We start from the raw sequence: 25,875 nt of genomic DNA on the forward strand, positions 1-25,875 counted from the left end.
AACATGAGCATGACAGTCAGAGAGAAAGAGCATTGGAAAGAGAGAATTGGAAAACGCATCGAGTCAACGATCGCGCGGATCGTTGCCGAACGCGATCCGAGCTACTTGGAAACGATCGAAACAAGAGCGGAAGAGTTGGCGCAACAGCGGCTTGGGCTTGACGAAACAGTGAAGCGAGCCGAAGAAATCGACGCAACAATCGAGCGGCTGAAGGAAGAAAGGGTGGAGCATCTAAAACGCAATGCCTCCCGATTGAGTGGGCGAACCGTCAGCAGCATCGCCGACAGGGGCGAGTGGGTCGCAAAGGGTATCATCGACAAACGCATGGAGTCACAGCAAAAGTTGGAGAAGCGTCGGCTAATGGAAAGCGATGAGCTTGGAAAGCTGATTTTGGCGTTGCTGGATGAGCAAGACGCAATGCTTGATACCGTTTGGCTCGCAACCTCACCACGTCAAATTCGCGACCTTTGGGAAAGTGTCTCGCGTCTGCTAAACGAGCAGACAACGTCCCTCCAAGAAGGTGTCCTTGCTGAGACTGAATGACGGACAGCCGGAGGCGACATCGTCGCTTCCGGCCTTTTACTACTAACAAACGAACAATCGAGTTCTGCAGCGTAAGCAGCGAGCCTAAGCAACGAATAGAGTGCAGTCGGAACCGTGCAATTTTTCGACAAGAGCGCACGTCGCGTTGCGACGTCCCCTCTGTCCTGGCGTACGATTCCCGATCGCGTGCGCGATCAGGAGATCGGAACGCCTGACCGTGATTGGTCCGCGCGGCTGGGGCCGCGGGCTTTGTCTTGCCGCTGCACTCGGGATTCCCCAGTGCTTCGCACTTGGGAGATCCCTCCCTCCGCAGCCATGCGTGCTAGGGCACGCGACCTGAACGGTCTTGCACGGGTCCGCTAGGGCGGACGCCATGAGCGACGAGGGTCGCTCAGCCTCGCTTGGCCGCTCGGCCACCGATCGAACCGGCTGGAGCCGGTTGCAATCGGTCTTGCGAGTCCTGGACGGACTCGCCATTCGGTCGGGCTTGGCCGCCCGACCTCACGCCGCTTCTTCGCAGCGGCTACTTCAGTGCAACGTCGTGGTGGCACCCCACCTCACCGTGCCATGAGCCGAGTCATGTGCCGCCTCTCAGTTCCAAATAGGCGCAAATTACGACGTAACAGACTTCGTTTCGTGCTGAAGTGTCAGATCTGAGTATCTGGAAACACCTTGGAAACACGATCAATTTCTTTTGTTGAATTTTCAGCTCCACGAATCACAATATGGGAGTTTGGTAGTTCATCGTGACAAGATTAACCCCACGCGACAAGGAAATTCTCTCGATTCTGTGTCATCAGGTTCGAGTCTTGAATCGTATCCAAATTCGCGATACGTGGTGGCCTGATACAGTCGCGACAAGCGACGCAGCGATTCGTCGCATCAACAAGCTCGCAGAGGTCGAACTCGTTTCGATTCAGCACGTGTTTGCGTCGGAACTACCACCGATGGATCACCCCGTAGCAAGTTGGAAGCCAAAGACGCCTGCGCCTGATTTTGGTGCTGTTGCGTGGAAGCTACAGAGTCGATGGACGGCAGGTGTCGTCAAAACTCCGGTTTATACCGCGACATCAAAATCGTCCAAGATGTTTGGTGGCCGAGGCGGCAAACGCCTCAAACTTTCCTTTCATGCCACCCATGACTTGGGCGTATCCCAGATGTTTCTCAACCTCCGCCGCAACGACGCCGACAAGGCCGCGACATGGATTGGAGAGGATGATCTCGCACCGTTTCGCTATCGCCAGAAGCTACCCGACGCAGTTCTAGCAAAGGCACCCGATCAACGTCCGCGGTTGGTTCTTGAGTTCGGCGGTAGCTATGACAAGCAACGAGTTGAAGCATTCCATCGGGATTGCCAGAAACGTCACCTGCCATACGAGATCTGGTAATGGCGCGTCGAAAACCCACCCAACATAATCGTGCCGTTCGCGGTAAAACGATGGATCGAGATTTGGAGATTCTTGATCACGTGCGAGTCTACGGATTGACCACGCGTGATGTTTTGCATCGGTTGTTCTTCGACGATTCCCAGCTCAATGCTGTCACCAAAGTAACGACCAGGCTTATCCGCAACGGATTGTTGGAACGTCATAAGATTGATCATGAATCGGTCTACTACAGCTATGGACCTGCCGCGTGCGATTACTTTGGCTATTCAAGAAATCGAACCGGTGGATTCGGTAGCCAAGCTTTGCCCACACGACTGGCGATATTGGAATACTGCAGCGCTGAGCCTCAAATAAGAGAGAAGCTAACGCGCGGGAAGATCGACAAAACTCAGCCGAAACTACTGGCCAAGAAAGTCGATGCCAAGAACTACTTTCTTGAAGTTGATCCTGAATTGGGCACAAAGCGACTTGGATTGATCGTCGTATGCCTCGGTGGCCCCGTCGATCACGCTGCTCGAAAATGCAAGGCAGAAATAGACAAACGATTGGAAGTGCCCGCGTTTCAGCAGCTAATCGAAAACCGTCTCTTTTTCATTGTCATGCTGACACCGAGCCAAGCTAAGGCTGACACTCTAGCAGCATCAATCAAGCGACGTCAGTTCCCTGTCTCCGTTCGTGTCGAGCCTTCGCGTTGGCTTGAAACGTTCGCAATCTGAGACAAAGGAACGAAAAGTGAAGATCCAACAATTCATCGAAGGCTTTTTCCAAACTCCCGAATACCCAGACTCGGCTTACACTTCACGCGACAATCCAACGCAGTATTCGGAACTCCCAGACTACAGCAAATTGGATTTGGAACTTCCGATATTTGGAAATCGTCCCAAGCAAACTACCCCTTGGCTGCGTGAAAGGAGAAAGACCTGGGCAACCATATTGGCCGCGTTTGCTCTTGGTGCGAGTTGGCTAGCGATCGCGGGTCTTGGAGAATATCTGGCGTGGATTGCAGGCTTGGTCACACTGATCTACCTGCGAACAATCATGCTCTCAAGGTGCTCACACTGGCGAGTGACATCTGCGATGTTGCCCGCCTTGGTCGGTCTGGCGATTTGCTATTCGGCTTCTCTTCTCAGCCCATCCTTCGTCACGCTCTTTGTTGCAATGGTCATATCGGTGCATGCCGCAGACCGTTTGGCGACACAAACGATGGAGCTTCAGACTATTCCACCGACGCTCTTGTCCGAATGTAAGATGTTTCGCGAGAGTTGGAAGAAGCGATTTGCTCGGCAGTTTTCTTCGCAATACATTGAATGGTATCCCCTCGTGCTATTCACGCCGGCGATTCTCTACATCGTTTCGTTCTCGATCTTTTTGCGCGGCTCCGACTCGCCTCTTTCTATTGCGACAACTCTACTCTTTTTGGTCACCGCATGGCTAATCATGTCTGTTAGCTTGCTACTCGCAACTGAGTTTGTACTTGGAAAGATACGTCTTCGTCCGTACCTCACACCGCGACGAATGTACTACGGAATGAAGCGAGCCGTTCGTCGGTTTTGCGTTTACAACTGGCGGAACCAACCGGGCGTGGGAAACTACCATGCAAGTACCGGTAACTGCCAGCAACGCTGGACTCAAGTCATCACAGTCGCGTCACTTGGCATCCTTGCCGCTGCTGCACAGATCAGCGTTCCGCAAGACTACCAAGTTCCTGCCATAGCAATTCAGGCTTCCAGTAGCTCGCAATCAACGGTTCTACAGCCGTATCAGAAAGCTATTCTCGACCGTCTTACGGAAGATGAGCGAAATCGTTGGGAAGTAGAGATTGCTGGTCCAAGATCATTCCAGAAGAACACAAACACTTCCACATTCGACGCAGAAACCGTTCGCTATCTCACGTGGATCGTTTCACCCATCGTCTGCTTTTTCGCCGGTCTGGCTCTCACACTTACGACACCAATGATCGTGGTTTCTAGATTAGGTGCCCGGTTTCCAAAAGGAGTCCGTGCCGGCCATTTCCTGACACCAAAGATTTGGCAAGACATCACCAAACGTGTCGCCAATTGCGATGACCGTCGCACAAACGAATCAATCTTTATGGGGGTCAACTCCAAAGACAACACACCTGTTCTGATTCCTAGAGCGGCGTTTAAGGAGCATGTCCATATCTTGGGGAAAAGTGGTTCACACAAGACGAGCTGCGGATTGATTCCGCTGATTATTCAACTGATGGAGCATGGAGATGCATCCGTTGTTGTGATGGACCTCAAGGGTGGTGACACGGCTCTGTTCGAGACGCTCCGTATCGAGAGCGAAAAACGAGCCATGCGATTCCGCTGGCACACACTGCAGCGAGGCGAGTCAACTTACGTCTTCAATCCTGTCGACCAGCAGTATTTAAAAGGGCGTTCGCCGCAAACCAAAGCAGACTTTTTGACTCAGGCTTTGGGATTGCAATATGGCGTTTCTTACGGTCCATCGTTCTTCTCCGACGCCAACTCTGATCACCTTGCAGAAGTGATCACATACGCGGAGAGGAAAGACGAGGTTCGATCGTTCCGCGAGCTTTGCAAAGCGAGTGAAGAGGTCTCGCTCCTCAAGCCTAAGCGAGGAAAAGACGACTCAAGCCACGTAAAGATGGTGCTTAGACGAATGGCGGAGCTGGAGTCGGTCAATGCGATTTCTGGGATGGGGCATTCCAATGAAGCTCTCGAAAACGCCATCGACTGCACGCAGTTTTTCAGATCACCGCAGGTTTGCCACTTCGATCTGGGGAGTGGTGACGGAAGCATCACCAGTGCAAACCTCGCCCAACTCGCCCTCCATTCAATCTTCAAATCTGCGTTGCACTTACGAAAACAGTCACGAGTTCAAACCTACGTAGTAATTGACGAATTCCAACGCATTCTATCGCCTAGCCTAAAGGAAATTTTCCAACAAGCCCGCAGCTTGAATATCAGCCTTATTGTTGCCCACCAGTCTCTTGAGGATCTGAAACAATCCGGCTTAGATTTAACGACCACCGTCGAAGCCAACGTGCAGGTGCAGCAGTATTTTTCGGTCACAACAAAGTCAGAGATTCAGGATCTTTCAATCACCTCCGGTAACAGCGTCGTTTTGTCCAGAAGTACAAGCCAACAACCGGGCGAGCAACCGACCGTATCATTTGCCGAAATTGAGCATCCGCGTTTGACGGCCGTGGACTGCAATAACATAAGTGCCAAGCGAAAACGGAGCATCATCCGCCTCAAAGCAGACCGTGACTACGCTCAATACGGCGGACTGACGATGCCCATCGACTCCGAATTTGCAATGTCATTCGCCGAGCACGAACGACGCAGCAAGCAACCCTGGCCGGCACTCACCGAAGAAACTGTCATCTGCGAAGATGAGTGGACTCGGCAACGGCGACTCGAGGACGAAATCGCCGGGGCGGATGACGACGAACCGGACGCAGACACTGGTGACGCCGATGACCCACCAGCAGGGGAAAAGCCCGATCCCGATCCAGGCTCAATCCTCGAAAAATTCTGAATACATTCCAACCAGCCTCTGAGAATGCATCAATGACGAACAACGATAAAACTGAAGCAAAACCCACACCTCGCGAACGAGCACTCATTATTCGCGAGCCTGACAAAACCGCATGGACGAAGGCAATTGGCGTTCTTTCCAATCGTGGTTGGTTCAGCGTGCTGCTCGGATCGGCCGCAGTTCTCTTTTCTCTCTGGATGGTCCTGGCTTACGCATCTTCCTGGCGCACTGAGAATGTCTTGAGCGGAATGGAGAGTGACGTAGAACTGCGGACCCGAAAAGCTAACGCTGAACTTCAGGACAAAATACTTCGGCAGGCGGAGTTGGCGAATCAAGAGGCGTTCGCTGTTGCATCTTCCAAGCTGAGTCTCGCTTTGCGTGAAGTATCATCCGCGGGTTCGGCAATTGACCAACTCAAAGCCAACACAAAAGCGATTCAAGTCGAAACGGATCAGTTTCTCGATGGACCGCTAGGACGCAAAGTCGCAAGTGATGCAGCAATGATCGAGGAAGTTGAATCTTTGGTTGGGGTCGCTTCTGATACGGAAAGCGTCGACGTTGAATTGCTTCAAGAACAATTGTCGACACTCGCGAAACCGCTGCTTGATGCACAAAAGGATTTGCCTGCCGACTTTTCGCCTAGCTCTGAGATTCTCGGCGCAGTGCGAGAGCTAAAGAGACAAGCTGAGCGTGACGACCAAGCTTCCGAGCGTACTCTACTCAGCCTTCGCGACCTCACATCGCGAGCCTCGAAGCTCACGAGCATGTCGGAAACGACATTGCGAAGCCTGCTTGCACAACGAGCCACCGACAGAAGATCTGCCGAACTGCGTCAGCTAGCAGAGCAACTTGAGATCTCACGTCGTGAGAACGCTGCAATGACGACCAACGCAACAATCGCGAAAGATCGTCAAATTGCTGAAGCAGAAAAATCAGCTCTGGAGAAAATCGCACGAGAAGAAGCCGAGCGAATCAGAATCGAGGCGAAGCGAAAAGCAGACGACTTAGCTGATGTTAATGAACGCAAACGGAAAGCAGCCGAAGCAACGAAGCTTGAACAGGAATTCCAGCGTGATCTTCCCGCGATCCGCCAATATCTCAGTCCCTTGTTTGGTAACGGCTATAGCTTGCGCGGAAAAGAATCCTCGAAGCCTGGCCCCGCGTCCTATTCTCACCTCGTTACGCTCGGAACAGAGGCAGCAACTCAAGATGGACTCATTCACATGATCAAGGTACTCGATGCAGGCTGGAACGACCGCACCACCACAAAGTGGGGTTCCGCCGACTATCGTTACCTCAAGCCGACTCATTGGGGTCAATTGGATATGACGACGCTACAGGCCGCACACGATCTGTTCAGAAAGTATGGGAAGACATTGAAGGACAAAGGCATGCTCGACCCCTGAATAGCTACCTGATGCGCGCATGAAAAAAGCCAGTTTTGACAGACCTGGCCCACGTCTGGCCCCCTTATTTTATAACCCGGCGGCTGGGGCAGTGAACCTTCATTATCTTCGCTGCTTCGTTCGTTGCAACCAATATTTTGGACGAAACTGCCGCTTAGTTCGTGACCGCTGACTGCATTCGTCCGCGATCAGTTACTGAATTCACGTCGCCGCATGGCAAAATCGCGAGATCGCGACGTGATTTCAGAATCTGCTCGCTCGCGTGCAATTCACGCTCCGCCAAAGGCACGGCGAGACAGGCAAGCTGCTCGCCCAGCCATCGGCTCCGCTCATTCGTGCCAGAACCGATTTCGATTTCGACCAGCCCCAAGCGGAATCGAAACAACAAAGCCACTCGTTCGACGTATGGAGTGATTCCGCCAAAGCAGGCTTCATCGTCCTTTCACCGAGCGGGGCCAAGGGCCTTCGGCCTCTGCGGGGCGAGCCCCATCGGTGAAAGGACGACGAAGCCACTCTTTCTTGTTGTTGGCCAAAAAAGCGTGTTAAGGAAGCGAAACCATATGCGTGCAAATTCCTCACTTCTGTGGTAGGGAAAGCTAGCGACCGAGAATTGACAACTGAATCTGAGTAGACGTATGTCGGCTTTATGCCCCACGCTCAATCGTGCGGCATGAGGCCGGTGGTCTAAAAAGGTTTTCGCAGAACATCGCTGCTCGCTGGCAGCGAGCTGAATGTTGGACTGACTTACTTAGAGCCAGCCCATTGTTCAGCTCAGCGATTCTGTTGACGCACCTCGTTGGTCGTCATCACGTCGTTTCCGCCAGTAAGCAGGAGTTGTCTGCCATGGCCACGCTCACAAGAGCACACGAAGAATTGTTTCGGCGAACGCCGGATCAGTGCTACGACACGTTTGAGTCACTGTATCAAAAGTGCCAAAGCGATCGAGTCTCTGCGAAGGATCAATGGATCCTGCCGCACGAATTGAATGTCACCCATGACCTATCCGTCTGTCTCGGAAGTGTTCCAGACTACAACTTGAACGACTGGTCGTTCTCGCAGTTGTGTCGGATGGCAAGGGTTCACAAAGATACTGTCAATCGGCTCTCTCCGAAGACCGCGAGCAAAGCTCTCGAAGAGACGCTCCCGTCAACTGCTGACAAGCCGTACCAGATCCTGACCGTTGGTGAAGAAATTCGATCAGTTCACGGAGTCGCCTACACGCGGCTTTGGAACACTGAATTGCTCGACATCGCTAAGGAATTTGCATCGGACTTCACGCCTCCGCAAACCGCTAGTGATGGTGAAAGTTCGGGATTGTACTGTGGTGAACAAGACATGTTCGCGTTTCTGATCGACCCAACGGGTTGGGCAGAAATCGACGGTGAGGCGTTCGCTCCTGGCTTTTTCCTATGGAACTCTGAAGTTGGCCGACGGACGATGGGTGTGCAAACTTTCTGGTTCCAGAAGGTCTGCCGTAATCACATCGTTTGGGATGCGATCGAGGTCGTCGAGTTCAGTAGCAAGCACACTGCAAACGTCCGCGACGGATTGTCAGAGGTGCGGAAAGTCATCGAGTCGCTGATTGTGAAACGAGATGAACGCCGCGATGGCTTCGTCAACTGCATTCGCAAAGCGATGCGAGAGAAACTCGGTCACGATGACGAGCAAGTACTTTCGATTCTCGCAAAAGAAGGAGTTCCGCGGCACTTGATCAAGGATGCAATGAAGATTGCCCGTCAACACGGAGCCTTCACGATCTTCGCATTGGTCGATGCGTTGACGCAGGTGACCCAGCGAGTGCAACTCGCCGGGGACAGAACGGAAATGGACGCCAAAGTTGGCAAACTACTTTCTCTTGCACTGGCGGCCTAATCATGAATGCTCAGGAATACTGGAATGCCATGCTCGCCGTTCGGAGTACGGTTGATCATGAGTCAATGGAATCATTGGCAACTGGTCTGCTCACTAGCTTGAAATCTGGGAGCATTCCGCCGTCAACGCTTGTCGAACTTGACGGTGATGATGGCTTGAATGGTCCCATCGCCAAGTTCGTTGCCAAAGAATTCAAGCAACACGCTTCGTTGTGTCTGCTTCAGCCAGAATCGGCGAGTCATCCACCGACAGGCGGTATGACGCAGCCCTTCGCTGAATCGCAATCACGCTGGGAAGCCATGCTTGCTGCTTGGTGTCGTAAACATGGTCTCGAAGACGCGGCTGAAATGGCTGACTCGCTTCTCCTCGACTTAAACGACGGCATGACTCCGCCGCATTCTTTGACAGCTTTGCTTTTCAACGATGCGATCCAAGGACAGCTTGCGCAGTGGATCTGCCAACTCATCTTGCTGACACGTGACAGCGAGCGGGATGGTGAGGATCTAGCCGCATTCGAGTCTGTCTAATGGACCCGCAGAAAGCATGGATCGAGATGCTTCGATCATGGACCGATCGCGAGTGGTTAGAAGTGGCGGAATACGCGCGAGCCCTGCTGGAATGGCTTGCTCGCGACGGCTTCCCACCGAAGACGACTCCAATCGGTTCTCTTGGTAACGAGTGCCATCGGAAGATCACGCGAACAGTCGCGCGGCACATGTTGCGTCGCGCAACAAGCGTCTTGGAAGACGCGAACGGCATCCCCGCAGAAGTGGCATTCTCACTTAGCTGCGCCGAATGCTGTGACGAAGGCCCCGACCAGTTTGATGCGGCAACGCAGCAAGGTTGGACGGGGATCGAGTACACGCCTGCGGGCTTGTCTGAGAACTTTCTAGGTAGATGCCCGAAATGCAGTCGCAGTGACTGAATCGGCAATCTACCGCGTCACCGCCCGCCAAGTGGTCGACGTGCTCTTTTCCTCTTTACCCAAGAGAATCCCATGGCAACGAAGCAGAAAACACGCCCCGTTCACGAAGTAAGACTTGGCGTTGTGAAAGCAGCGATATGGGCAAACGAAACGGACAACGGAGTTCGCCACAACGTTACGCTCAGTCGGATCTACAAGGACGGTGACGAATGGAAAGACTCGACCAGTTTCGGCCGAGACGACCTGCCGTTGGTGGCCAAGGTCGTCGACAAGGCTCACGACTGGATTTTCGAGGAAGCCAGCTCGACAAGCTAAATGCAACCGAGTTCATCCCAAATGGACATGCGAATGATCGGCTTCAGAAACCACAACTGCTGCCCTGGAGAGGTTTTCTTTGGTTCCCAGACCACCGAGGCCTCTCATTCAGACTCCCATTCAGACTCCCATTCTTCCGCATTGGGATACGCGCCGACAGACCCATCGAAGAATTGATCCATGAACGGCCTCTTGTGATCGCCCGGCAACATGACGATGGCTATTGCTTCGATTACCACTAAGTAGACGCAAAGGCATCCGACAACACTTACTCCATAGTCAGTCGAGAACTGGTAAAGCGCTGGCTGACTGAACGTCTCCGGATCGAAGCCTAGAGGTTCATTTCGATTCAAGCCTCGTCCCCAGGCCCAAGTGAATATCCATGCGAGCAACATGCGTCCCCATCTACGAACGCCGCCGAACCGAAGACAGTCCATCGTGGAAACGATCGACCAAAACATGAGCAGCAGCGGAATCGCGACGAACGTAGACATTACCCAGTCGGCACGCGTGAACGTGATCGTTCCAGGCAGAATCAACACCAATGCAATGACGCTACCGATGTTGCTCAAAGAACCCAGTACCAATCCCGCCGAACTCTGCTTAACCATGAATCCCTCCCCCTGTCGAAGTAACCACCGTGACTGCCGGTAGGAAATCTTCACCGTTCAGGTCAAGATTGATTCGGCGAGGACGTCGAACGCCAATTTCGACCATCAATTTACTTGCCGTCGTTGTCGATGTCGTGCTAGCGTTAGTGCATCACAAAGGACGTTATGAGGCACTAAAAGCGTTGCCCGATAAGTTCGTAGATCGGTGATTTCCGATTGGGATGATGATTGAATCACTTGCTGTTGGATGCAGGACTTGCTTGGAGGCACCATGGAGGACTCGGGAAGTAAAGCAGTCGCATTAGCTGGCAAGTACGACTTGAATTTGGTGGTGCCAGCGTCAGATGCTCTCCTACCCGCATTGGTCGCCTCTGCGGGCGCTGGTGCGGCTTTTGCTTGGGAGGAGTTCATCTATGGCAGGATACGTAATCCCCATACTCGCGACGCCTACGGACGCGCTGTGCGGCGATTTCTTGAGCACTGCGAGAGACTTGGTCGCACACTTCCGCATGTTTCCCCTCGCGATGTGGGCGACTATCTCGATTCGCTTGACTATGCTGCCGCGACGAAGAAACTCCACTTGGCCGCACTACGGCACTTTTTTGACACGCTCGTCACGCGACATGTCGTAGTACTAAATCCGGCTGCTTCGGTTCGTGGCGAACGCCTGCAAGTAGTGGAAGGCAAAACGCCTGAAATCACAGTTGTACTAGCACGCAAGTTGCTCCACAGCATCGATGTGTCGTCCGTGGTAGGTTGTCGCGACCGGGCGATCATCGGGATCTTGATCTACACAGCAGCTCGAGTTGGGTCGATTTCCAAGTTGCGGCAACGCGACTTCGTCGATGCTGGTGACCAGTATTGCCTACGTTTTACCGAAAAGGGAGGTAAGTCACGAGAGATTCCAGTGCGACACGACCTACAACAATTCATCACCGACTACCTTCGCGTTGCTGGACTTTGCAACGCATGTGACAAGTCTCCCCTGTTCCGGACGACAATCCGCCGAACCAAGTTCCTGACGGACAACGCCATGACTGGCAACGATATGAGCCGCATGGTCAAGCGGCGAATGCGTAATGCCGGTTTACCCAAGCGGCTATCGCCGCATTCATTCCGAGTGACTACGATCACCGACCTGCTAAGCCAAGGCGTCCCTCTTGAGGACGTGCAGCAACTCGCCGGTCACGCTGATCCTCGAACGACGCGACTTTACGATCGGCGAAACCGAAAGGTAACTCGTAACATAGTTGAGCGGATTTCAATATGACATCACAGCGGCATTTCCCACCATTCGCTGAACGTCGGGCAAGCTCTCCAATCACTGGCCCCATCGCGTTGATGGCCGACGATTTATTGGTCCGTTTTGAATTACTCGCTGCGACATCAACTTAAAATCGCTCAGGATGATTGCCCAAAAACGTCGTTAGAGTGTTCTCGCTGAGGTTCAAGGAGCCACTGTCGAGCCGTGGAACGATGGTTCTGCCGCTGCATCAATGGATGCTTTGCTACAATTCAAGCGTTTCAAGCTGGCGCGGCGGACGCCGCTGACACTTCCTTGCGAACACGAAAGCAATCACGATGCCCGATCCTCCGAAACCAACAAGCGTCCGCGATCAGATTATCGCCACACACGACATCACAAAGCGTTCGGTCTGGGGAGCGACCGGACCGTGGAAACCGTTGGTTGCGGATTGGGATTTCGACTCGATCGTCGTCCATCATTCAGGGAATGCAGGGGACAAGGATCCGCTCGCCATTCAAGAAAAGCACAAAGACAAGAACTTCGACGATGTCGGTTATCACTACATGATCCACCCGAACGGCACTGTCTATGAAGGTCGAGACATCACGTTCAAGGGTGAACATGTCGGAGGCACGAATACCAAAAAGATCGGCGTCTTGATGATGGGCGATTACGACGAGCAAATTTTGGACTTGGACGACGATGATTTGACTCAAACCCATGTCAATAAGCTGAAGTCTCTTTGCGAGACGTTGAAAGGTCATTTCCCGATTCAAAAGTTCGGTGGTCACCAAGAATTCATGGCGGCGGGCGCAACGCAGTGTCCTGGCAATTTGATCATGGACAAGATTCCGTCACTGAGGACTGAACTTGGACTTCAATCGCCATAGACCCTGCCCCGTACGTCACATACGTCAGCTTCGCAACGTTATGGATCGCGCTGATCCGGCAATTGCACGGTAAGGCTTGTTTGAAACAAGTTGTCAGGATCGACGGTCTGCTTCAGCTTTTGTAGGCGACGATACTGCGAATCACTGTCGTAGTACATCTTACGCACCGAAGCATCTTTGATATCGGTGTTGCCAAAAGTACCCCAGAACACTCTTCGTTCTTGGCTGCCATTGAAGTGCCGCGCAATCAGATCTTGAACTTCTGATTGAAGGCTCTCTGCAATTTGTTCACCACCCTGTTTGTAGAAAAGATCGAAAACGAAAGTGTAGACCGAGTCTCTTTGAGGTATCGAGGTCGCGTCGCGGCGGGCCGAATCCCTGAAGGCTCCTCCGCCGAAGCTCATTTGAAAAACAAGTTTCACTTTCGATTCGTTCAGCACTATATGGCTAACCTTCTGGACAAACTCGTCTACAAATTCGTTGCTCAGTTTTGAAACAGTACAATTGACACGCTTCTTGTAGGGATAGACAAACTCGCGCCCCTGACGTGTGACGAGCGGCCAAGAGCGAACAAAGGAGAGTGACAGGCTCGACAAGCTGTCTTTCCCTCTCGTCGCAAACAGATTCCAGATTCCAGCCCTGTGCTTTGATGCCCTGATGATCGGCTTGAAAGCCTGCTCGCCATCGACCACCTGACTTGCCCCTCCCAAATTCCCATGCACTAGCTCAACCACCAGCCCCGGAAAGGGGAAAAGCGACCTCGATGATCCAACCGACATCATGAAGTCGAGATCTGGGTCGAGCGTTTTGTCCGCAATTTGCTTGGTCCACTTCTGAGCTTCTTTCATGAGCTTTCGGAACGCACTCTCCTTGTAACGCCTGCGAAACGTAAAGCCGTAGGAGTTGGGGTGTGCAACATCTTCGATGCAATCGAATTCGTAACTGGTTACAATCCCGAAAGAGCCCGCGTTGCCGCCCAAAACGCCCCAGAATAGCTCGTCGTTTTCTGGCGTCGTAGTGGTGTCTTCCCTCGGTCGCCCGACAGTCCGCTTGCTTCCATCCGCCAGAATGATGTCAAAGGAAGTGACGTAATCCGTACACAATCCAAAACTGCGGATCAGGTGTCCGTAACCACCGGTTTGTGCATGCCCTCCAATCGCTACTTGCGGGCATTCGCCGTGCGGAATCGTGACGCGTTCATTCTTGAACCGTGTTGCCACGTTCACCAATCGAACAGCAGGCCCCACCCGGAACACACTGCCGCCCAGGTGGTCGAGTTGGTCAAAATGATCGAGGCTCAAGACAATTGTGTCGCTTCCGCCCGACGATTTTCCGGAATATTGATGACCACCACTACGGGCAACGACATGTTTGCCTTGGGATCTCGCAAACTGAATTGCAGCGACGATATCGCCATCGTCCCGTGGATAGGCAAGCATGAACGGTGTCATGCGGGTAGATGAATAAGAAGATGTTGCGTATTGGTGTGCTCTCGACTTGAATCCCCAATCATTCTTTGAAAACACTTCACCCCTGAAATTTGGGATGGGACTAGCGCGGACAAGGGCCGTGAATTCGACAGGAGCCTGCAAGGAATCACCAGTGTGCAGTGGCGTCGCCCTGCTGCGAATTTCCGTTGAGTCGTTGGCTATCGGAGTGTGGCGATATCCAGTCAGGTCCAGCCCGTTTTGTGGGTTTAACCGTAGGCTTGTCGTCAGTCTTGTCTTTTGAATGATCCTTCCCGCAGTTTCGTCTTGAAAGGCGATGTCTCGATCAACGTTGTCTGCGTGATTCAAAAGAAAGTTTTCCGTATCGCCAGTCGCGTCGACCGAGTCATGCAAGCTAGTCGACTCAAACATGGCATCACCTGGAGTACCCAAGCCAGATTCAGAAAGTGCATCCAACACCTCTGGCCCAGTGAGCGTTTCCACTGCAATGTCATCCGGTTCAAAAGTCTTGGGCAAAATGTTCACGGCCTTGCCAAGTAGCTTTTTCAGCGAAGTTCTTCCAGCGGGCGTTGAGCCTAGTACGCTGATTCTGACCAGCGGGATATCGTATGGCCCACTGAATGCATCCAAAGAAACATCTGTTCGTTCCAACTTCGTGGAGAATTTGATCGTTTGGAATATTTGTCGAGAGATCTGGGAAAATACTTTCTTCCCTGGGTAGGGAAACGTTGCCCGATGCATCCAAAGTCCTTTTGCTGAGGTTGGCTTGAATTCAACATCCGTTACAACGGCTTGCATCGCACGACATTTTTGCAAACACGATTCCTGTAGGCTGTCTTTCAGCTTGATCGCCTTTCCATCTGGCCGCACCGCTCGTATCGAGGAAATGTAACTAGAAAGCGGGCCAAGGCTGCGACGCAAATACGAAGGCGTTTCAAATAGAACGGTGGACGCAATGCTCTTCAAAGGATTGTCCGCTAGCGGGAGAGCGAGTGCGTGTTCAGCAAGTTGTGACGTGACAGCTTCGCTGGTAGCTGCCGCCTGAGCACGTAATGCACCTCCCTTCACCGTGACACCGTTCATTTCCTTCAGGTTGATGACAATGCCACCGGCCCCGTCGACGGAATCCTGTTTGGTCGCGTTTTCGCCACTTCTTACGAACGTTTTTGCTTTTTGAGAAAGCGTCACGGCGGTCGCAACATCCGACGCCGTCTTTGGGTAGACAACATGGTGAGGGCCAATCACATCCGACGAGCCATCTTGAAAGTCAACAAGAGAGCTTATGACTCGGCCGGAGAACTTCACCTCAGGGCGTGCGATTTTCTTTGCCATCGTCGTCGACCTCCGCGTCGTTTTGCTCAAGGGACAGATAGTACGACTTCAGTCAGGATTCTCTTTCCAGCAGGCGAGCATTGTACCCTAATCGAACCCGGTTCCGACAATCACTGACCGCTTAGGTGCAGGGCATGTCACTGGAAGACATTCGGAATCTTGCGGGCAGCTCCGATCCACGCACAATTAGAATTTGCGACCGTCGCCATCGCAAAGCTACAAAGAACGTGGTCCAGCGGATCTCGATCTAGCTGACTAGAGTCGCAAGCCTCGCCAAGCGGTCTCGGTATGAACTTGCAGAACTGCAAGCGGCGGTGCCCGTAGTTTCCAGATCGGCTTGGCGTGCCTATCCTGGTGCCTCAGTGAGACCTGCTCTCCTTCGCAGGGGCATACGTCCAATTCGGGATCTGAGATGACACCACAACACGAACGCGATATTGAGGTGCGCTGTCCGCTGCACGGTTTTGTCACCGTTCGTGATTGGGAGCGAGAAATCATCAATCATCCGGCATACCAGCGTCTGAAGCGCATTCGACAGCTTGCGTTAACCGACCAAGTATATCCCGGCGCGATGCACACACGTTTTGAGCATTCCTTGGGCGTGATGCATGTCGCGAGCGAGATGTTCGATGCAATTACCAAGAACTCTAAACAATTCCTCATCAACAAAATTGGGTTCAACGACGATGCGTTAAAGCGAGACAGGGTTTTGGTGCGGCTTACTGCGCTGCTGCATGATTTAGGGCACTCACCATTCTCTCACGCATCAGAAGAACTCTTTCCCAAGCAAGGTAAAGTTCAACTTGAACACGAAGACTATTCGGCCGAGATCATTCGGCGGACACTTAGAGATGTCATCAACTCACATCCCGATAGCGACAACTACCAAATCAAGGCTGATGACGTCGCTTCGTTGCTCGATGGCAAGCTAACGAATCGTTCATTAATTTGGCGCGACTTGGTAACCGGCCAACTTGACGCTGACCGAATCGACTACCTGTTGCGAGATTCGTTGCACGCGGGAGTCGACTATGGTCGGTTTGATTGGCGGCGGTTAATTAGGTGCTTGGTATTCGTCCAGACGAATGAAGGAACCGGTCCCAGGATCGGACTGATGCAAGGTGGACTTCATGCGGCCGAGGGATTGGTTCTGGCGCGGTACTTCATGTTCACACAAGTGTATTTCCACAAGACTCGCGAAGCCTTCAATTGCCACTTGAAAGGAGCGCTCAAAGAGATCTTGCCCGACGGAAAGTTCCCCACACTAGAGGGCGACGGGTTGGAGGAGTACCTCAAATGGGACGATTGGCGAGTTCTCGGCGAACTCGCGGCTGACCACGCGGGTGACCATGGCCGACGTATTCGAGATCGCGATCACTATCGGATGATCTACCAAACCCCAGAAGTTCCGACTCCAGCAGACAAAGAACGATTCGCAGCGATTCGTGATAAACTGGGCGATTTAGTCATGCATGATGCACGATCAGGCAAAGCTTGGTACAAATTGTCGGAAGACCAAGACATCCCGATCCTTAGCGAAAACCCGGACGCTCGCGTGCTACCACTTTCTGAGCATTCCGCAGCAGTGAAGGGGTTGAAGCAGACGGATACAATGATGCTGTACTGTCTTCGTGAGAATAAAACGGAAGCCGAACAAATCATCCTGAACATGGAGTGACCAAGATGACGGTGTTGGACAAAGACGAACTACGAATGGGCATCCTAGCCACTTTGGTGAAGCGTGCGCCGAAACCGCCAGGCCGTACAGCGCTGATGAAGTTTGCGTATCTGCTTCAGACAATTCGTGGAATCCCGCTAGGCTACCGTTTTCGCCTTTACAACTATGGCCCTTACGACGAGCAAGTCTTGGCCGATGCCCGAAGCGCAGAATCAAACGGTTGGCTGAAGTCCGAGCTTGTCACCTATCAATTGGGCTACGGCTACGAATTTGAAGCGAGTGAGGATTTCCATGGCGATGAAATCTCTCTATCCGATATTTCTCAAGATTGCGAAGAAGGGATCGACTGGGTTATCGAGCAGTTTGGCGATGAATCAGCCTCGCGACTTGAACTGATTTCAACATTGGTATTTGCCCTCTGCGACAATGATCGCAGGCGAGAAAAGGACGAACTCATTGCTCGGGTTCACGAAATCAAACCGCACTTTTCAATCGAGGAAATCGACAAGACTGCTATCGAGATTTCGACCGTGCTTGACTGCGTTACTTGTGGCAAATGAAATCGTTCGTTTGTGAGCTTGTGACCTATACCCAATGTGTGAGCTGAGCAGCAATTCACACATGGGCGGCGATCAATCTGGCCGTCGCGTCTGATTCAAGCTCCGCAGAGTACAAAAGCATTGCTGTGATGCCAATTCGCTTCTAACCGATAGCTCACTTAGTCGTTTTACGTTTAGCTGACTTTTTCTTTGCTGTGCTAGGCTTTGAAACAAGCTCACCGTCATCGACTCGTTCGTTCGGTTCATCGTCAGTCTTTACGGCAGCTTCTTCGACCACTTCGGCGCTCTGTGAATCCAACGCAACGCTAGCTTCATCGACTGCTGCGTTGGAAAGCGGTGGGAACGGATGCATCAGTATTCGTAAAAGTACGAACAAATCTGATGCGGTCATATTTGAAGAGTGAAGCTGTCCTCGGCAGATTCCGTCTTTGGCAGCCAACACGCGTGAAACATCCTTCCGAACTTCCTTCGTAAGAGTCTCGTGAAGTGGAACGTCGAGAAACGATCCTTTTTCCTGAGCCGTCGCTACGTACGAGTATTTTGCGTCACGGAGCATCATCCGCACGACAATGAAAAGTATCGAGAAAGGAATCGGATCTTGGTTTTTGTCTCGGCAGTAAAACTGCGTTGCCGGGTTTTGTCGCTGGCTTTGACAGAAATTTGAAATGAATCCTTTATCGTCAGCGCTTGCACCATCGCCAAAGACACGTGACCACCATTTACTCTGATCCCCTGCATCACTGTAGAATTGTTTGAGAAACTCTGGATCGATGGCGTCTAGGTGGTCACTACTTTCTGCAGTTGCATTTGATTCGCCGGAAACCGATTTCGTGGTTTTGTGGTTCGACGACGATTGCCTTGCCAGTTCGGTCTCTTTCGATGGATCGCGTTTTTGATTCAGGTGTACGATTTGTTCTGCGAGTTCAGTTTCGATCTTTTCCGGATCATCGACACAAATCGCGAGTGTGAGATTCAAGCAGGACTCAAAGACCGATGAGATTTGCGTATTGATCGATCCACCTGAGAACTCCGCTGATTCGATGCATCGTGCATAGAAATTTTCCGGGTTTTTTCCGCCAGACGCCAGGAAGTACAAAATGCATCCGAGTGCAAAGATATCGGTGTGATGCCCTGTCTCCCGAACTACAAATCCTTGGTAATAGGTTTGATCTTCATTTCTGACTGTACACGGATGGTTCAATTGGACGACTGTCGCCCCTGATTTAACAGCGACGTTTTCGATCCGGGCAACGAATGTTTCTTGAGCGCTGTGCTTCTTATCGTGATTCGCATGCACAACTTCCGACGAAATAAATCGGTCTCCTTCTCGAATGGCGAAATCTGGAGTGTGCAGCACGTGCAACTCCTTTGGGCTCTTCGCCGTAAACGAAATCTCAAGACCGGGAGTGACTTGCTCAGGAGCGCGAAACTGATAGGTTCCCGGTGCAAGCGCACTCGGCTCCCTGAACCCGGACTTCGCTGTAAAACACTGATCGCGGACGGAACTATGGTCAGCCGCAAATCCTAGGTCAGCCAACTTGACGGTCGCTGAGAATGGAAACGCCGAATTCCAGTCCATCAGAAAGTTTGCTGGCTTCAAGTCCCTATGCGCTAAATAGGATTTTTCGATCGTCGGATCTTCCGTGCTATGCAGTCTACCAACGCACGCCAAGAGTGACTGAAATAACTGCAAGATCGCTTGATTTCGCAGACCTGCATCCTTCTTGCCAATTTCGTTGAGAAGCGACATTCCCGTTTGGTCAGCCCAGTCGCTTGCGATCTCATGCATTGGCTTAGCATTATTGAACAGCTCTTTGGTTATTAGCTTCAAATCGTCCCGATGGTCAACCGCAGTGGTTCGTAACTGCTTCAGTAGCCCTGGCACATATCGAATTGCCGCATGACTGTGAACAGCAAGTGGAAGCCGAAGCAGATCGTCGAGCGTTAAGTATTCAAGCTCCATCACATAGAACGGGCCTTGTAGCTCTTGCTTGATCGTCTCATCAAGGCTACCGGAAAACTCTTTGGTCGCTTCTGCCAATACTTCACAGTCATGCCCAAACTTGCCAGCAAACGACACTTCCTCCGGTTCGCGATCGTCCTTGCCCAAAGCAGAGAAAGCTAGGTAACCAAATCCAATCCAGGAAACAAAGTCATCCCGGCCATAGGTCGAGATCATACTTGTGCGCCGAATTTCCTCGAAGAACCGTCGTCGAGACATGCGCGAATGCTCGATACTATCCGTGTCACGTTTTAGAAATTTTATCGCATAGTAGTTATTGGGGTTCTCGGGTGCGTCCTGAGCAAAAACCACTCTCGCATAGCGACCGCTTCCAAGCGTACACGGCGCACCATCGACAAGAGGGACATGTATCTCAAGCAACACATGTTCGCCATCCGCAGTTGCTTCATTCTTTTGCTTCTGAACTAACTTCAACGGAAATGTCTTCATGCTTCTATTGACCATCTTGAGAATAAGCGAGATACAAATCAAAGTTATTAGGAGAGAAGCGAAACCGAGCACAGGGGAATTCGTCGACTCGAATTCCGGGGGAGGAGTTGGATTCGACGCGAGTCAACTGCTTCACATTAAGCACGACATCGCTGCCATCTCGTTCAAGAACGATTTTGGTTTCGTTTCGCTTGGGAGTGATTTCACCCAACGTGCCGCGAGGCAGCGTTCGGCTACCTTGATTTACAAAGAAAGCATCTCCACCAAACTTGAATCCTTTGTCGGTTTTCTCTATTTTGAGCGGAGAAATGGAAGAAAGAGCTTGGTGCCGATCTAACGTTACCAAATCTCGCTGGATTGTATTGCTGTGCACGAAGCCAATTCTTCCCAATATCAATGGAGCGTCGATCAACTGCTTTTCAAACGCTGGTCCCGAGAGGTGTAGTTTCTTAATCGCGAGAACCGCTCCCGATACAAGCCCAACTAAGTCAAGTTCAGCCTGGCTCACATCAGGTTCGGAATTGACATCGATGTCGCAGGTCGCTGACGAAAGCGGAGGTGATGGCCCCACGCTTTTTTTGAGTTGCTCAAGCAATAGACGCAACTCTTCCTGATAACTGTCGGCAGTCTGGTTATCGCGCAAATTGGCTTGGTCTGATGCAAGCTCAAAGGCCAATTCCCCGAGTGCAAGTGCAAGGGCGGATGGAGGATAAAAGGCCGAAGCAAATTTCCCAACGCGATAGACGCCCTTCAAAGTTTGTTCTAGCGGCATTCGGGATTTTGGGTTTTAGTGCAACAATACGGTGAGAATCCTGTATCCCGCCAACAGGTGGTATCCTGCGTCGGGGAACGCTATCTTAGTGGAGTAGTGGGGTGCCTGCGAGCATCCGAAATCAAAAACTACTCGGTGTGGGGGCATCTAATGCGACACTTGATTTTGATCCCGATTTTGGTGATCTCTTTCGGTCTGTTCGGTAGGCAATCAAGAGCACAATTCCCTAATGCGCATGAATTGCCACCTGAAGGCTGGACCGGACCTGTCTTCGAGCTGAGCCAGGACTATCCGACATCCTTGCCGTCGCCCGAAGAATATCCATGGAACGACATCGATTTTAAGACTGAACCCGGTGACTACTTGGACGCCGTACTGGGCTACGTCGTCGCAGGAAACACTGCTGTAGATTGGCGCATCCAAGACAACGCGGTGCGTAAATGGTATCACGCGCCTTGGATGCACTGGGGGCCGCGGGGAAGAGAGTTTATTCATGGCCTGACGCAAGAACGAACATCGCGTCCGCATGAACTGGCACCAACGCAAGACTCGCGATTTCAAAACTGGGCAGTTGGGTTCTACAACGCACTGGGTGGATACACGATTGGGCAGGTTTGGAACGACCCTGACAACCCCGATGCGACCAACGCTTTGTTTCCCGTTGGAACGGTAACTGCGAAACTGCTTTTTACGGCAGCAACCGTTGACGAAGTGCCGTTTCTGGAGAATGCGTTTGAGTGGGAGGCAAACGTGAAGAAGAACTTAAGCACTTCAGAGCGGGAGCCTCGAATGATGAAGCTTCTTCAAATTGATGTTGCGATCCGAGACAGCCGCGCCGATGACACGACTGGCTGGGTCTTTGGGACATTTGTCTATAGCAACGATCACAGCGGAAACAACGGATTTGAGAAGATGCGTCCCGTTGGATTACAGTGGGGAAATGACCCAACAGCGACTCCTGCGTCCGTTGCTGGAACGCCTCTCGTCGAAACTTGGTTGAACCCGAACGTCACTCTCCAACACTATGGCTACGCGGGTCGAATGAACGGACCGGTCGACAACCCAATTTCATCATGCCTATCGTGTCACGCTACCGCTCAAATCCCTACGTCATCCCCGATGACGTTTCCGAGTAGTGCATCGGAGACTGAACGTCTTCGCTGGTTCCGAAACGTTCCCGCCGGCGAACCGTTCGACACTGGGGCAATAAGCACGGACTATTCCTTGCAAATCGCCTTTGGAATTCTCAATCAAAAGCAATCCAAGAACGCCGATTTTGCGGCATTGGCGAATGCACTAGAGCAGGCTCAAGTAGCGAACAACATTGCGGCGTCTTCTAAACGTGTTCTAGAGCTTGAAAAGAACAGGGAGCAGTTTGACGAGCCGATGATAATTGATGGACAAAAGTACTTTCCAGTCAGCCGGGGCGACTAACGATTCTACTTGGAACGAACACAGCACGTCGTCTTCATACTTTCGCAGGTGAGTCATGGCTAAGAGCAAGCCGCTTCTTGGAAGCGGATTCCGAAAGATCAATCCGAAATTGAGAATGATCGCAAACGGCAGTTCCAAGGTAAATGAAGTACGAGCTGATTTTGAACCTGCTTTGCAAATGACGGCGAAATTTGACTTCAAGAGCTTTGTGGAAGCACCGAATCAACAGATATCGACTTGTGCAATTTCGGCACGCGATGCAACCAATCCGCTTGAACGCGGCAAGCAGGCTCAGCTCGAAGATGACGTGCGAGTGAGTGTCTTTATTGAGCAAGAGTCGTCAAACGGTTCTCCCATGCCAACGAACTCCGTCACGGGAGAGCGAGGTCGACTGGCGATGCTCGAAGTGCCTGTATCGGAACTCCCAGAGCTCGCCGAGCGCGAGTGTGTTGTCCGCATTGAACTGGGCGAGGCACTGAAGCACCCACATCCTCAGATTTCAACAGGAACGGTTTCCGCACCCAAATTGTCTTCTCGCAAGTTCGGCAGAAACGGAGGCAAGAATGTCCTAATTGGGGTCATCGATGTGGGAGGGTTCGATTTTGCTCATTCCGATTTTCTGGATGACGACGGTGGCACGCGATTTCTACGAATCTGGGATCAGGGCGGCGATAATCGTCCGAACCCTAAAGGATTTGACTTTGGTTCTGAGATAACAAAGGAGCAAATGGATGCTGCCATTGATGCGAGTGAGACAGAAGGTATCGCCAGCACAATCTTGGAGCCTCAGTCCAGCATGCAGCATGCCTCGCATGGAACACATGTAGCAAGTATCGCGGCTGGCAATCGGGGCGTTTGCCGTGATGCCTTTCTCGCCGGTGTGTTGATCGACCTCCCCAAATCGGATCAAGACCGAAGGAAGTCGTTCTACGATTCAACTCGCATTGCTCATGCTGTTGACTACATCCTGCAATTGAGTGAGGAAATCAAAAAGGATCAAAATCTTGACCATTTGCCAGTAAGCATCAATATCTCGCTGGGAACGAATGGCCATGCACACGATGGATCAAGCGCCGTCTCGCGGTGGCTTGAGCACGCACTCGCGTCCGCTGGTAGATGTGTGACCGTCGCCGCAGGAAACGCAGGTCAAGAATCTGCGGAGGAACCTGATGATGTTGGCTACGTGATGGGTCGCATCCACACCAGCGGTCGCATTGCTGCAAAGGGTCTGGTGAATGACATCGATTGGATCGTTGTAGGAAACGGCGCAATTGATGTTTCAGAGAATGAACTCGAAATTTGGTACGGTCCGTCAGATCGTTTCGCTGTTTCCGTACTGCCGCCAGGAGGCGATTGGATTGGCCCTATCGAACCAGGCCAGTTCATCGAAAACAGACAACTGTCCGACAAAACAATGCTGAGCATCTACAACGAGATTTATTATCCAGCCAACGGTGCGAACTACATCGGCGTCTATTTGACGCCATTCTTCGGAACGGGAGAGATCGTGGGAATCACACCGGGAAGGTGGCGGATTCGGCTTCATGGCCTCGACGTTCGTGACGGACACTACCATGGATGGATTGAACGAGACGACCCACGGAAGATCGGCCCAATTGGGCAAGCCACTGCCTGGAGGTTTCCCTCATTCTTCGACGAAGTTTCCAATGTCGATAACTCCTCAGTCAGTTCATTGGGTTGTGGTGAGCAGGTACTATCCGTTGCGAATTTGGACGAAGCGCGTCAGCGAATCAACATCTCAAGCAGCCAAGGGCCAACTCGCGACGGACGATTAAAGCCTGACATAGCGGCGTCAGGAACCGACATCGTCGCCGCGTTTGGATTTAACTTTGACGACGACGAAGAGTGGATCGGAATGACGGGCACAAGTATGGCGAGCCCCTTCGTTTGTGGCGTCGCGGGGCTAATGCTCGCCGAAAACCCACTTCTTACCGCGTCACAAATTCGGGGAATCCTACAGAGAACTGGTCGTCCGTTGCCCAACAACGATTTCAGTTGGCGCGATGACGCCGGTTTTGGAGTGATTGACCCGCTGGCATGCACTGAGGAAGTTCGACAACTGGCCGATGTGGAGGACTTGACATGAAAATCCAAGTGTTTCAATCAGATAAGGGAGACTGTTTGCTCATCACGGGGGCAGACGGAAAACGAGTTCTGGCGGATGGTGGAATGCGAGGTTCGTTCTCTGATCACGTCGCGCCATCATTGAGCCGAATTGAGAAAGACGGGGAATCGATCGACGTTGTCTATGTCTCTCATATCGACCAGGACCATATCGCCGGCATCTTGAAGATGGCTGATGACCTCGTAGCATGGAAGACTTTCGATTTTCAGAAAAAATCGGGAAACACTCGTGCCAGAAAGCCCCAGTCGTTGCGGCCTCCCGAGTTCAAACAGGTTTGGAATAATGCGTTCCACGATCAGGTCGGTAAGAACGCTGACGAAATCGAAGACATGTTAGCGGCACAGGCTCGGGCTCTTACGCTGATCCCAAAAGACTTCGCGAGAGAAGCTGCGGCGAACTATGCAGAAATCGCGCACTCGAAGGCGGAGGCGGTCAAGTTGTCGCGACGACTCGGGACACGGCAACTGGGAGTGCCCGTAAATCCTGAATTCAACCACGGTCTGATGTTCGTTACGGACCCGCCAGAGGCGATCAAGGTTGGCGGCATGAACTTCACCGTGATCGGGCCCTTCTCCGAGGAACTCGACAAGCTTCGCGACGAATGGAACGACTGGCTGCGCTCAAGGAAAGGACAGCGTGCTATTGCAAAGATTCGCCGCGACCAGACGCGAGACGAAGATCGGCTTCATGCGTCAGCAGTCGATGAGACGCTCAGTGTGCTACTCGCACAAGCGTCTCATCTTGGAGATCGGAATGATGTGTCATTACCAAATCTCGCATCACTTATGTTTTACCTGGAAGAAGACGGTAAGAGCGTGCTTCTCACCGGCGATGGTCATTGGCAGGACATACTCGATGGACTTGAGTCGACGGGAATCGTTGCGGAAGGCGAAGGGCTGCACGTTGATATTCTGAAAGTTCAGCATCATGGCAGCGAGCACAATTGGCACCACGACTTTGGCAAACGAGTAACAGCTGACCACTACGTTTTCTGCGGAAATGGAGCTAGTGGTAATCCAGAGCCAGCCGTTGTCGATGCAGTATTGGATTCAAGAATCGGACGTTCGAGCCAACGGAGCACGAATCCGGAAACGGACAATCCGTTCAAGCTTTGGTTCAATTGCTCATCCGATGTTGCCAAGCCCAACTATGAACCCCACATGAAGAAAGTTGAAAAGATCCTACAGACTGCTGAGTCGAGAAATCCGACCAAGCTCAAGAGCTTCTTCTTGAAAGGAAGTTCGTTTTCAATCGACCTGTAGCATCTCCGCAAGGGTTTCACCGACGGTTTGCGTCCATGCTTAACCGCCCATAGCAACAATCACGTTA

20 protein-coding genes and 1 pseudogene are annotated in these 25,875 nt (G+C 52.1%); 17 read left to right on the top strand and 4 right to left on the bottom strand.

Annotated features, from left to right (window positions below; translation table 11 throughout):
* Positions 1 to 3: 3 nt before the first annotated feature.
* From Poly51_RS08330 to Poly51_RS08370, 9 genes are all read left to right on the top strand, one after another.
* Positions 4 to 543, top strand: coding sequence for a hypothetical protein (locus tag Poly51_RS08330; protein WP_146456213.1), 540 nt, complete (start codon positions 4 to 6; stop codon positions 541 to 543).
* Positions 544 to 1,289: 746 nt separating this feature from the next.
* A complete protein-coding gene (locus Poly51_RS08335; protein ID WP_146456216.1) occupies positions 1,290 to 1,931 on the top strand; it encodes a hypothetical protein in 642 nt (213 codons plus the stop codon).
* A complete protein-coding gene (locus Poly51_RS08340; protein ID WP_146534090.1) occupies positions 1,931 to 2,647 on the top strand; it encodes a dienelactone hydrolase family protein in 717 nt (238 codons plus the stop codon). Before Poly51_RS08335 ends, Poly51_RS08340 begins: the two co-directional genes overlap by 1 nt.
* A gap of 16 nt (positions 2,648 to 2,663) precedes the next feature.
* Complete coding sequence (locus Poly51_RS08345; protein WP_146456220.1) at positions 2,664 to 5,459, top strand: type IV secretory system conjugative DNA transfer family protein; 2,796 nt, start codon at positions 2,664 to 2,666, stop codon at positions 5,457 to 5,459.
* Between the two features lie 32 nt (positions 5,460 to 5,491).
* Complete coding sequence (locus tag Poly51_RS08350; protein ID WP_146456222.1) at positions 5,492 to 6,865, top strand: hypothetical protein; 1,374 nt, start codon at positions 5,492 to 5,494, stop codon at positions 6,863 to 6,865.
* An 843-nt stretch (positions 6,866 to 7,708) separates the two neighbouring features.
* Positions 7,709 to 8,737 (top strand): DUF932 domain-containing protein, encoded by a 1,029-nt coding sequence (locus Poly51_RS08355; RefSeq protein ID WP_146456225.1) that lies wholly within the window; start codon positions 7,709 to 7,711, stop codon positions 8,735 to 8,737.
* Positions 8,738 to 8,739: 2 nt separating this feature from the next.
* The gene (locus tag Poly51_RS08360; protein WP_146456227.1) at positions 8,740 to 9,264 is read left to right on the top strand and encodes a hypothetical protein; all 525 of its coding nucleotides are present in this window, start codon (positions 8,740 to 8,742) and stop codon (positions 9,262 to 9,264) included.
* The gene (locus Poly51_RS08365) at positions 9,264 to 9,662 is read left to right on the top strand and encodes a hypothetical protein (RefSeq protein WP_146456228.1); all 399 of its coding nucleotides are present in this window, start codon (positions 9,264 to 9,266) and stop codon (positions 9,660 to 9,662) included. The genes Poly51_RS08360 and Poly51_RS08365 overlap by 1 nt, the downstream gene beginning before the upstream one ends.
* A 72-nt stretch (positions 9,663 to 9,734) precedes the next feature.
* Positions 9,735 to 9,977 (top strand): hypothetical protein, encoded by a 243-nt coding sequence (locus Poly51_RS08370; RefSeq protein WP_146456231.1) that lies wholly within the window; start codon positions 9,735 to 9,737, stop codon positions 9,975 to 9,977.
* 104 nt (positions 9,978 to 10,081) lie between these two features.
* On the opposite strand, the gene Poly51_RS08375 is transcribed toward Poly51_RS08370, so the two are convergent.
* Complete coding sequence (locus tag Poly51_RS08375; RefSeq protein WP_146456233.1) at positions 10,082 to 10,588, bottom strand: hypothetical protein; 507 nt, start codon at positions 10,586 to 10,588, stop codon at positions 10,082 to 10,084.
* Between the two features lie 247 nt (positions 10,589 to 10,835).
* On the opposite strand from Poly51_RS08375, the gene Poly51_RS08380 reads away from it, so the two are divergent.
* Together Poly51_RS08380 and Poly51_RS08385 are read left to right on the top strand one after the other, a co-directional pair.
* Positions 10,836 to 11,858: a tyrosine-type recombinase/integrase gene (locus tag Poly51_RS08380; RefSeq protein WP_146456236.1), complete on the top strand. Its 1,023-nt coding sequence runs from the start codon at positions 10,836 to 10,838 to the stop codon at positions 11,856 to 11,858.
* A gap of 311 nt (positions 11,859 to 12,169) precedes the next feature.
* A complete protein-coding gene (locus Poly51_RS08385) occupies positions 12,170 to 12,724 on the top strand; it encodes a peptidoglycan recognition protein family protein (protein WP_146456238.1) in 555 nt (184 codons plus the stop codon).
* A gap of 38 nt (positions 12,725 to 12,762) precedes the next feature.
* Here Poly51_RS08385 and Poly51_RS08390 read toward each other — a convergent pair whose 3' ends face one another.
* Positions 12,763 to 15,504, bottom strand: a complete 2,742-nt coding sequence (locus Poly51_RS08390; protein ID WP_146456240.1) for an FAD-binding protein — start codon at positions 15,502 to 15,504, stop codon at positions 12,763 to 12,765.
* A 412-nt stretch (positions 15,505 to 15,916) separates the two neighbouring features.
* Here Poly51_RS08390 and Poly51_RS08395 point away from each other — a divergent pair, with 412 nt between their 5' ends.
* Positions 15,917 to 17,182, top strand: a complete 1,266-nt coding sequence (locus Poly51_RS08395; RefSeq protein ID WP_146456243.1) for an HD domain-containing protein — start codon at positions 15,917 to 15,919, stop codon at positions 17,180 to 17,182.
* A gap of 188 nt (positions 17,183 to 17,370) precedes the next feature.
* On the top strand, positions 17,371 to 17,742 hold the full coding sequence (locus Poly51_RS08400; protein ID WP_146456245.1) for a hypothetical protein: 372 nt from the start codon (positions 17,371 to 17,373) through the stop codon (positions 17,740 to 17,742).
* A 154-nt stretch (positions 17,743 to 17,896) separates the two neighbouring features.
* Here Poly51_RS08400 and Poly51_RS08405 read toward each other — a convergent pair whose 3' ends face one another.
* Both Poly51_RS08405 and Poly51_RS08410 read right to left on the bottom strand, forming a co-directional pair.
* On the bottom strand, positions 17,897 to 20,236 hold the full coding sequence (locus Poly51_RS08405; RefSeq protein WP_146456247.1) for a protein kinase family protein: 2,340 nt from the start codon (positions 20,234 to 20,236) through the stop codon (positions 17,897 to 17,899).
* Entirely contained in the window at positions 20,199 to 20,966 is a 768-nt protein-coding gene (locus Poly51_RS08410) for a hypothetical protein (RefSeq protein ID WP_146456249.1), read from the bottom strand. Before Poly51_RS08410 ends, Poly51_RS08405 begins: the two co-directional genes overlap by 38 nt.
* A gap of 240 nt (positions 20,967 to 21,206) precedes the next feature.
* On the opposite strand from Poly51_RS08410, the gene Poly51_RS08415 reads away from it, so the two are divergent.
* From Poly51_RS08415 to Poly51_RS31200, 4 genes and pseudogenes are all read left to right on the top strand, one after another.
* Positions 21,207 to 22,400, top strand: a complete 1,194-nt coding sequence (locus tag Poly51_RS08415; RefSeq protein ID WP_146456251.1) for a hypothetical protein — start codon at positions 21,207 to 21,209, stop codon at positions 22,398 to 22,400.
* Positions 22,401 to 22,455: 55 nt separating this feature from the next.
* Positions 22,456 to 24,507 carry a S8 family serine peptidase gene (locus Poly51_RS08420; protein ID WP_146456253.1) on the top strand — a complete coding sequence of 684 codons (2,052 nt, stop codon included), beginning with the start codon at positions 22,456 to 22,458 and terminating at the stop codon, positions 24,505 to 24,507.
* Positions 24,504 to 24,707 (top strand): annotated as a pseudogene (locus Poly51_RS31750) (MBL fold metallo-hydrolase); the annotation flags it as partial. The gene Poly51_RS08420 and the pseudogene Poly51_RS31750, both read left to right, overlap by 4 nt.
* Before the next feature lie 309 nt (positions 24,708 to 25,016).
* The gene (locus Poly51_RS31200) at positions 25,017 to 25,808 is read left to right on the top strand and encodes a hypothetical protein (RefSeq protein ID WP_246114349.1); all 792 of its coding nucleotides are present in this window, start codon (positions 25,017 to 25,019) and stop codon (positions 25,806 to 25,808) included.
* The last annotated feature ends 67 nt before the right edge of the window (positions 25,809 to 25,875 follow it).

This window comes from Rubripirellula tenax (genome assembly GCF_007860125.1).
Lineage (GTDB): Bacteria > Planctomycetota > Planctomycetia > Pirellulales > Pirellulaceae > Rubripirellula > Rubripirellula tenax.

Coding starts and splice junctions, on each gene's coding strand:
- Poly51_RS08330 (WP_146456213.1), top strand. CDS start 4: ATGAGCATGACAGTCAGAGAGAAAGAGCATTGGAAAGAGAGAATTGGA.
- Poly51_RS08340 (WP_146534090.1), top strand. CDS start 1,931: ATGGCGCGTCGAAAACCCACCCAACATAATCGTGCCGTTCGCGGTAAA.
- Poly51_RS08350 (WP_146456222.1), top strand. CDS start 5,492: ATGACGAACAACGATAAAACTGAAGCAAAACCCACACCTCGCGAACGA.
- Poly51_RS08355 (WP_146456225.1), top strand. CDS start 7,709: ATGGCCACGCTCACAAGAGCACACGAAGAATTGTTTCGGCGAACGCCG.
- Poly51_RS08360 (WP_146456227.1), top strand. CDS start 8,740: ATGAATGCTCAGGAATACTGGAATGCCATGCTCGCCGTTCGGAGTACG.
- Poly51_RS08365 (WP_146456228.1), top strand. CDS start 9,264: ATGGACCCGCAGAAAGCATGGATCGAGATGCTTCGATCATGGACCGAT.
- Poly51_RS08370 (WP_146456231.1), top strand. CDS start 9,735: ATGGCAACGAAGCAGAAAACACGCCCCGTTCACGAAGTAAGACTTGGC.
- Poly51_RS08375 (WP_146456233.1), bottom strand. CDS start 10,588: ATGGTTAAGCAGAGTTCGGCGGGATTGGTACTGGGTTCTTTGAGCAAC.
- Poly51_RS08380 (WP_146456236.1), top strand. CDS start 10,836: ATGCAGGACTTGCTTGGAGGCACCATGGAGGACTCGGGAAGTAAAGCA.
- Poly51_RS08385 (WP_146456238.1), top strand. CDS start 12,170: ATGCCCGATCCTCCGAAACCAACAAGCGTCCGCGATCAGATTATCGCC.
- Poly51_RS08390 (WP_146456240.1), bottom strand. CDS start 15,504: ATGGCAAAGAAAATCGCACGCCCTGAGGTGAAGTTCTCCGGCCGAGTC.
- Poly51_RS08395 (WP_146456243.1), top strand. CDS start 15,917: ATGACACCACAACACGAACGCGATATTGAGGTGCGCTGTCCGCTGCAC.
- Poly51_RS08410 (WP_146456249.1), bottom strand. CDS start 20,966: ATGCCGCTAGAACAAACTTTGAAGGGCGTCTATCGCGTTGGGAAATTT.
- Poly51_RS08420 (WP_146456253.1), top strand. CDS start 22,456: ATGGCTAAGAGCAAGCCGCTTCTTGGAAGCGGATTCCGAAAGATCAAT.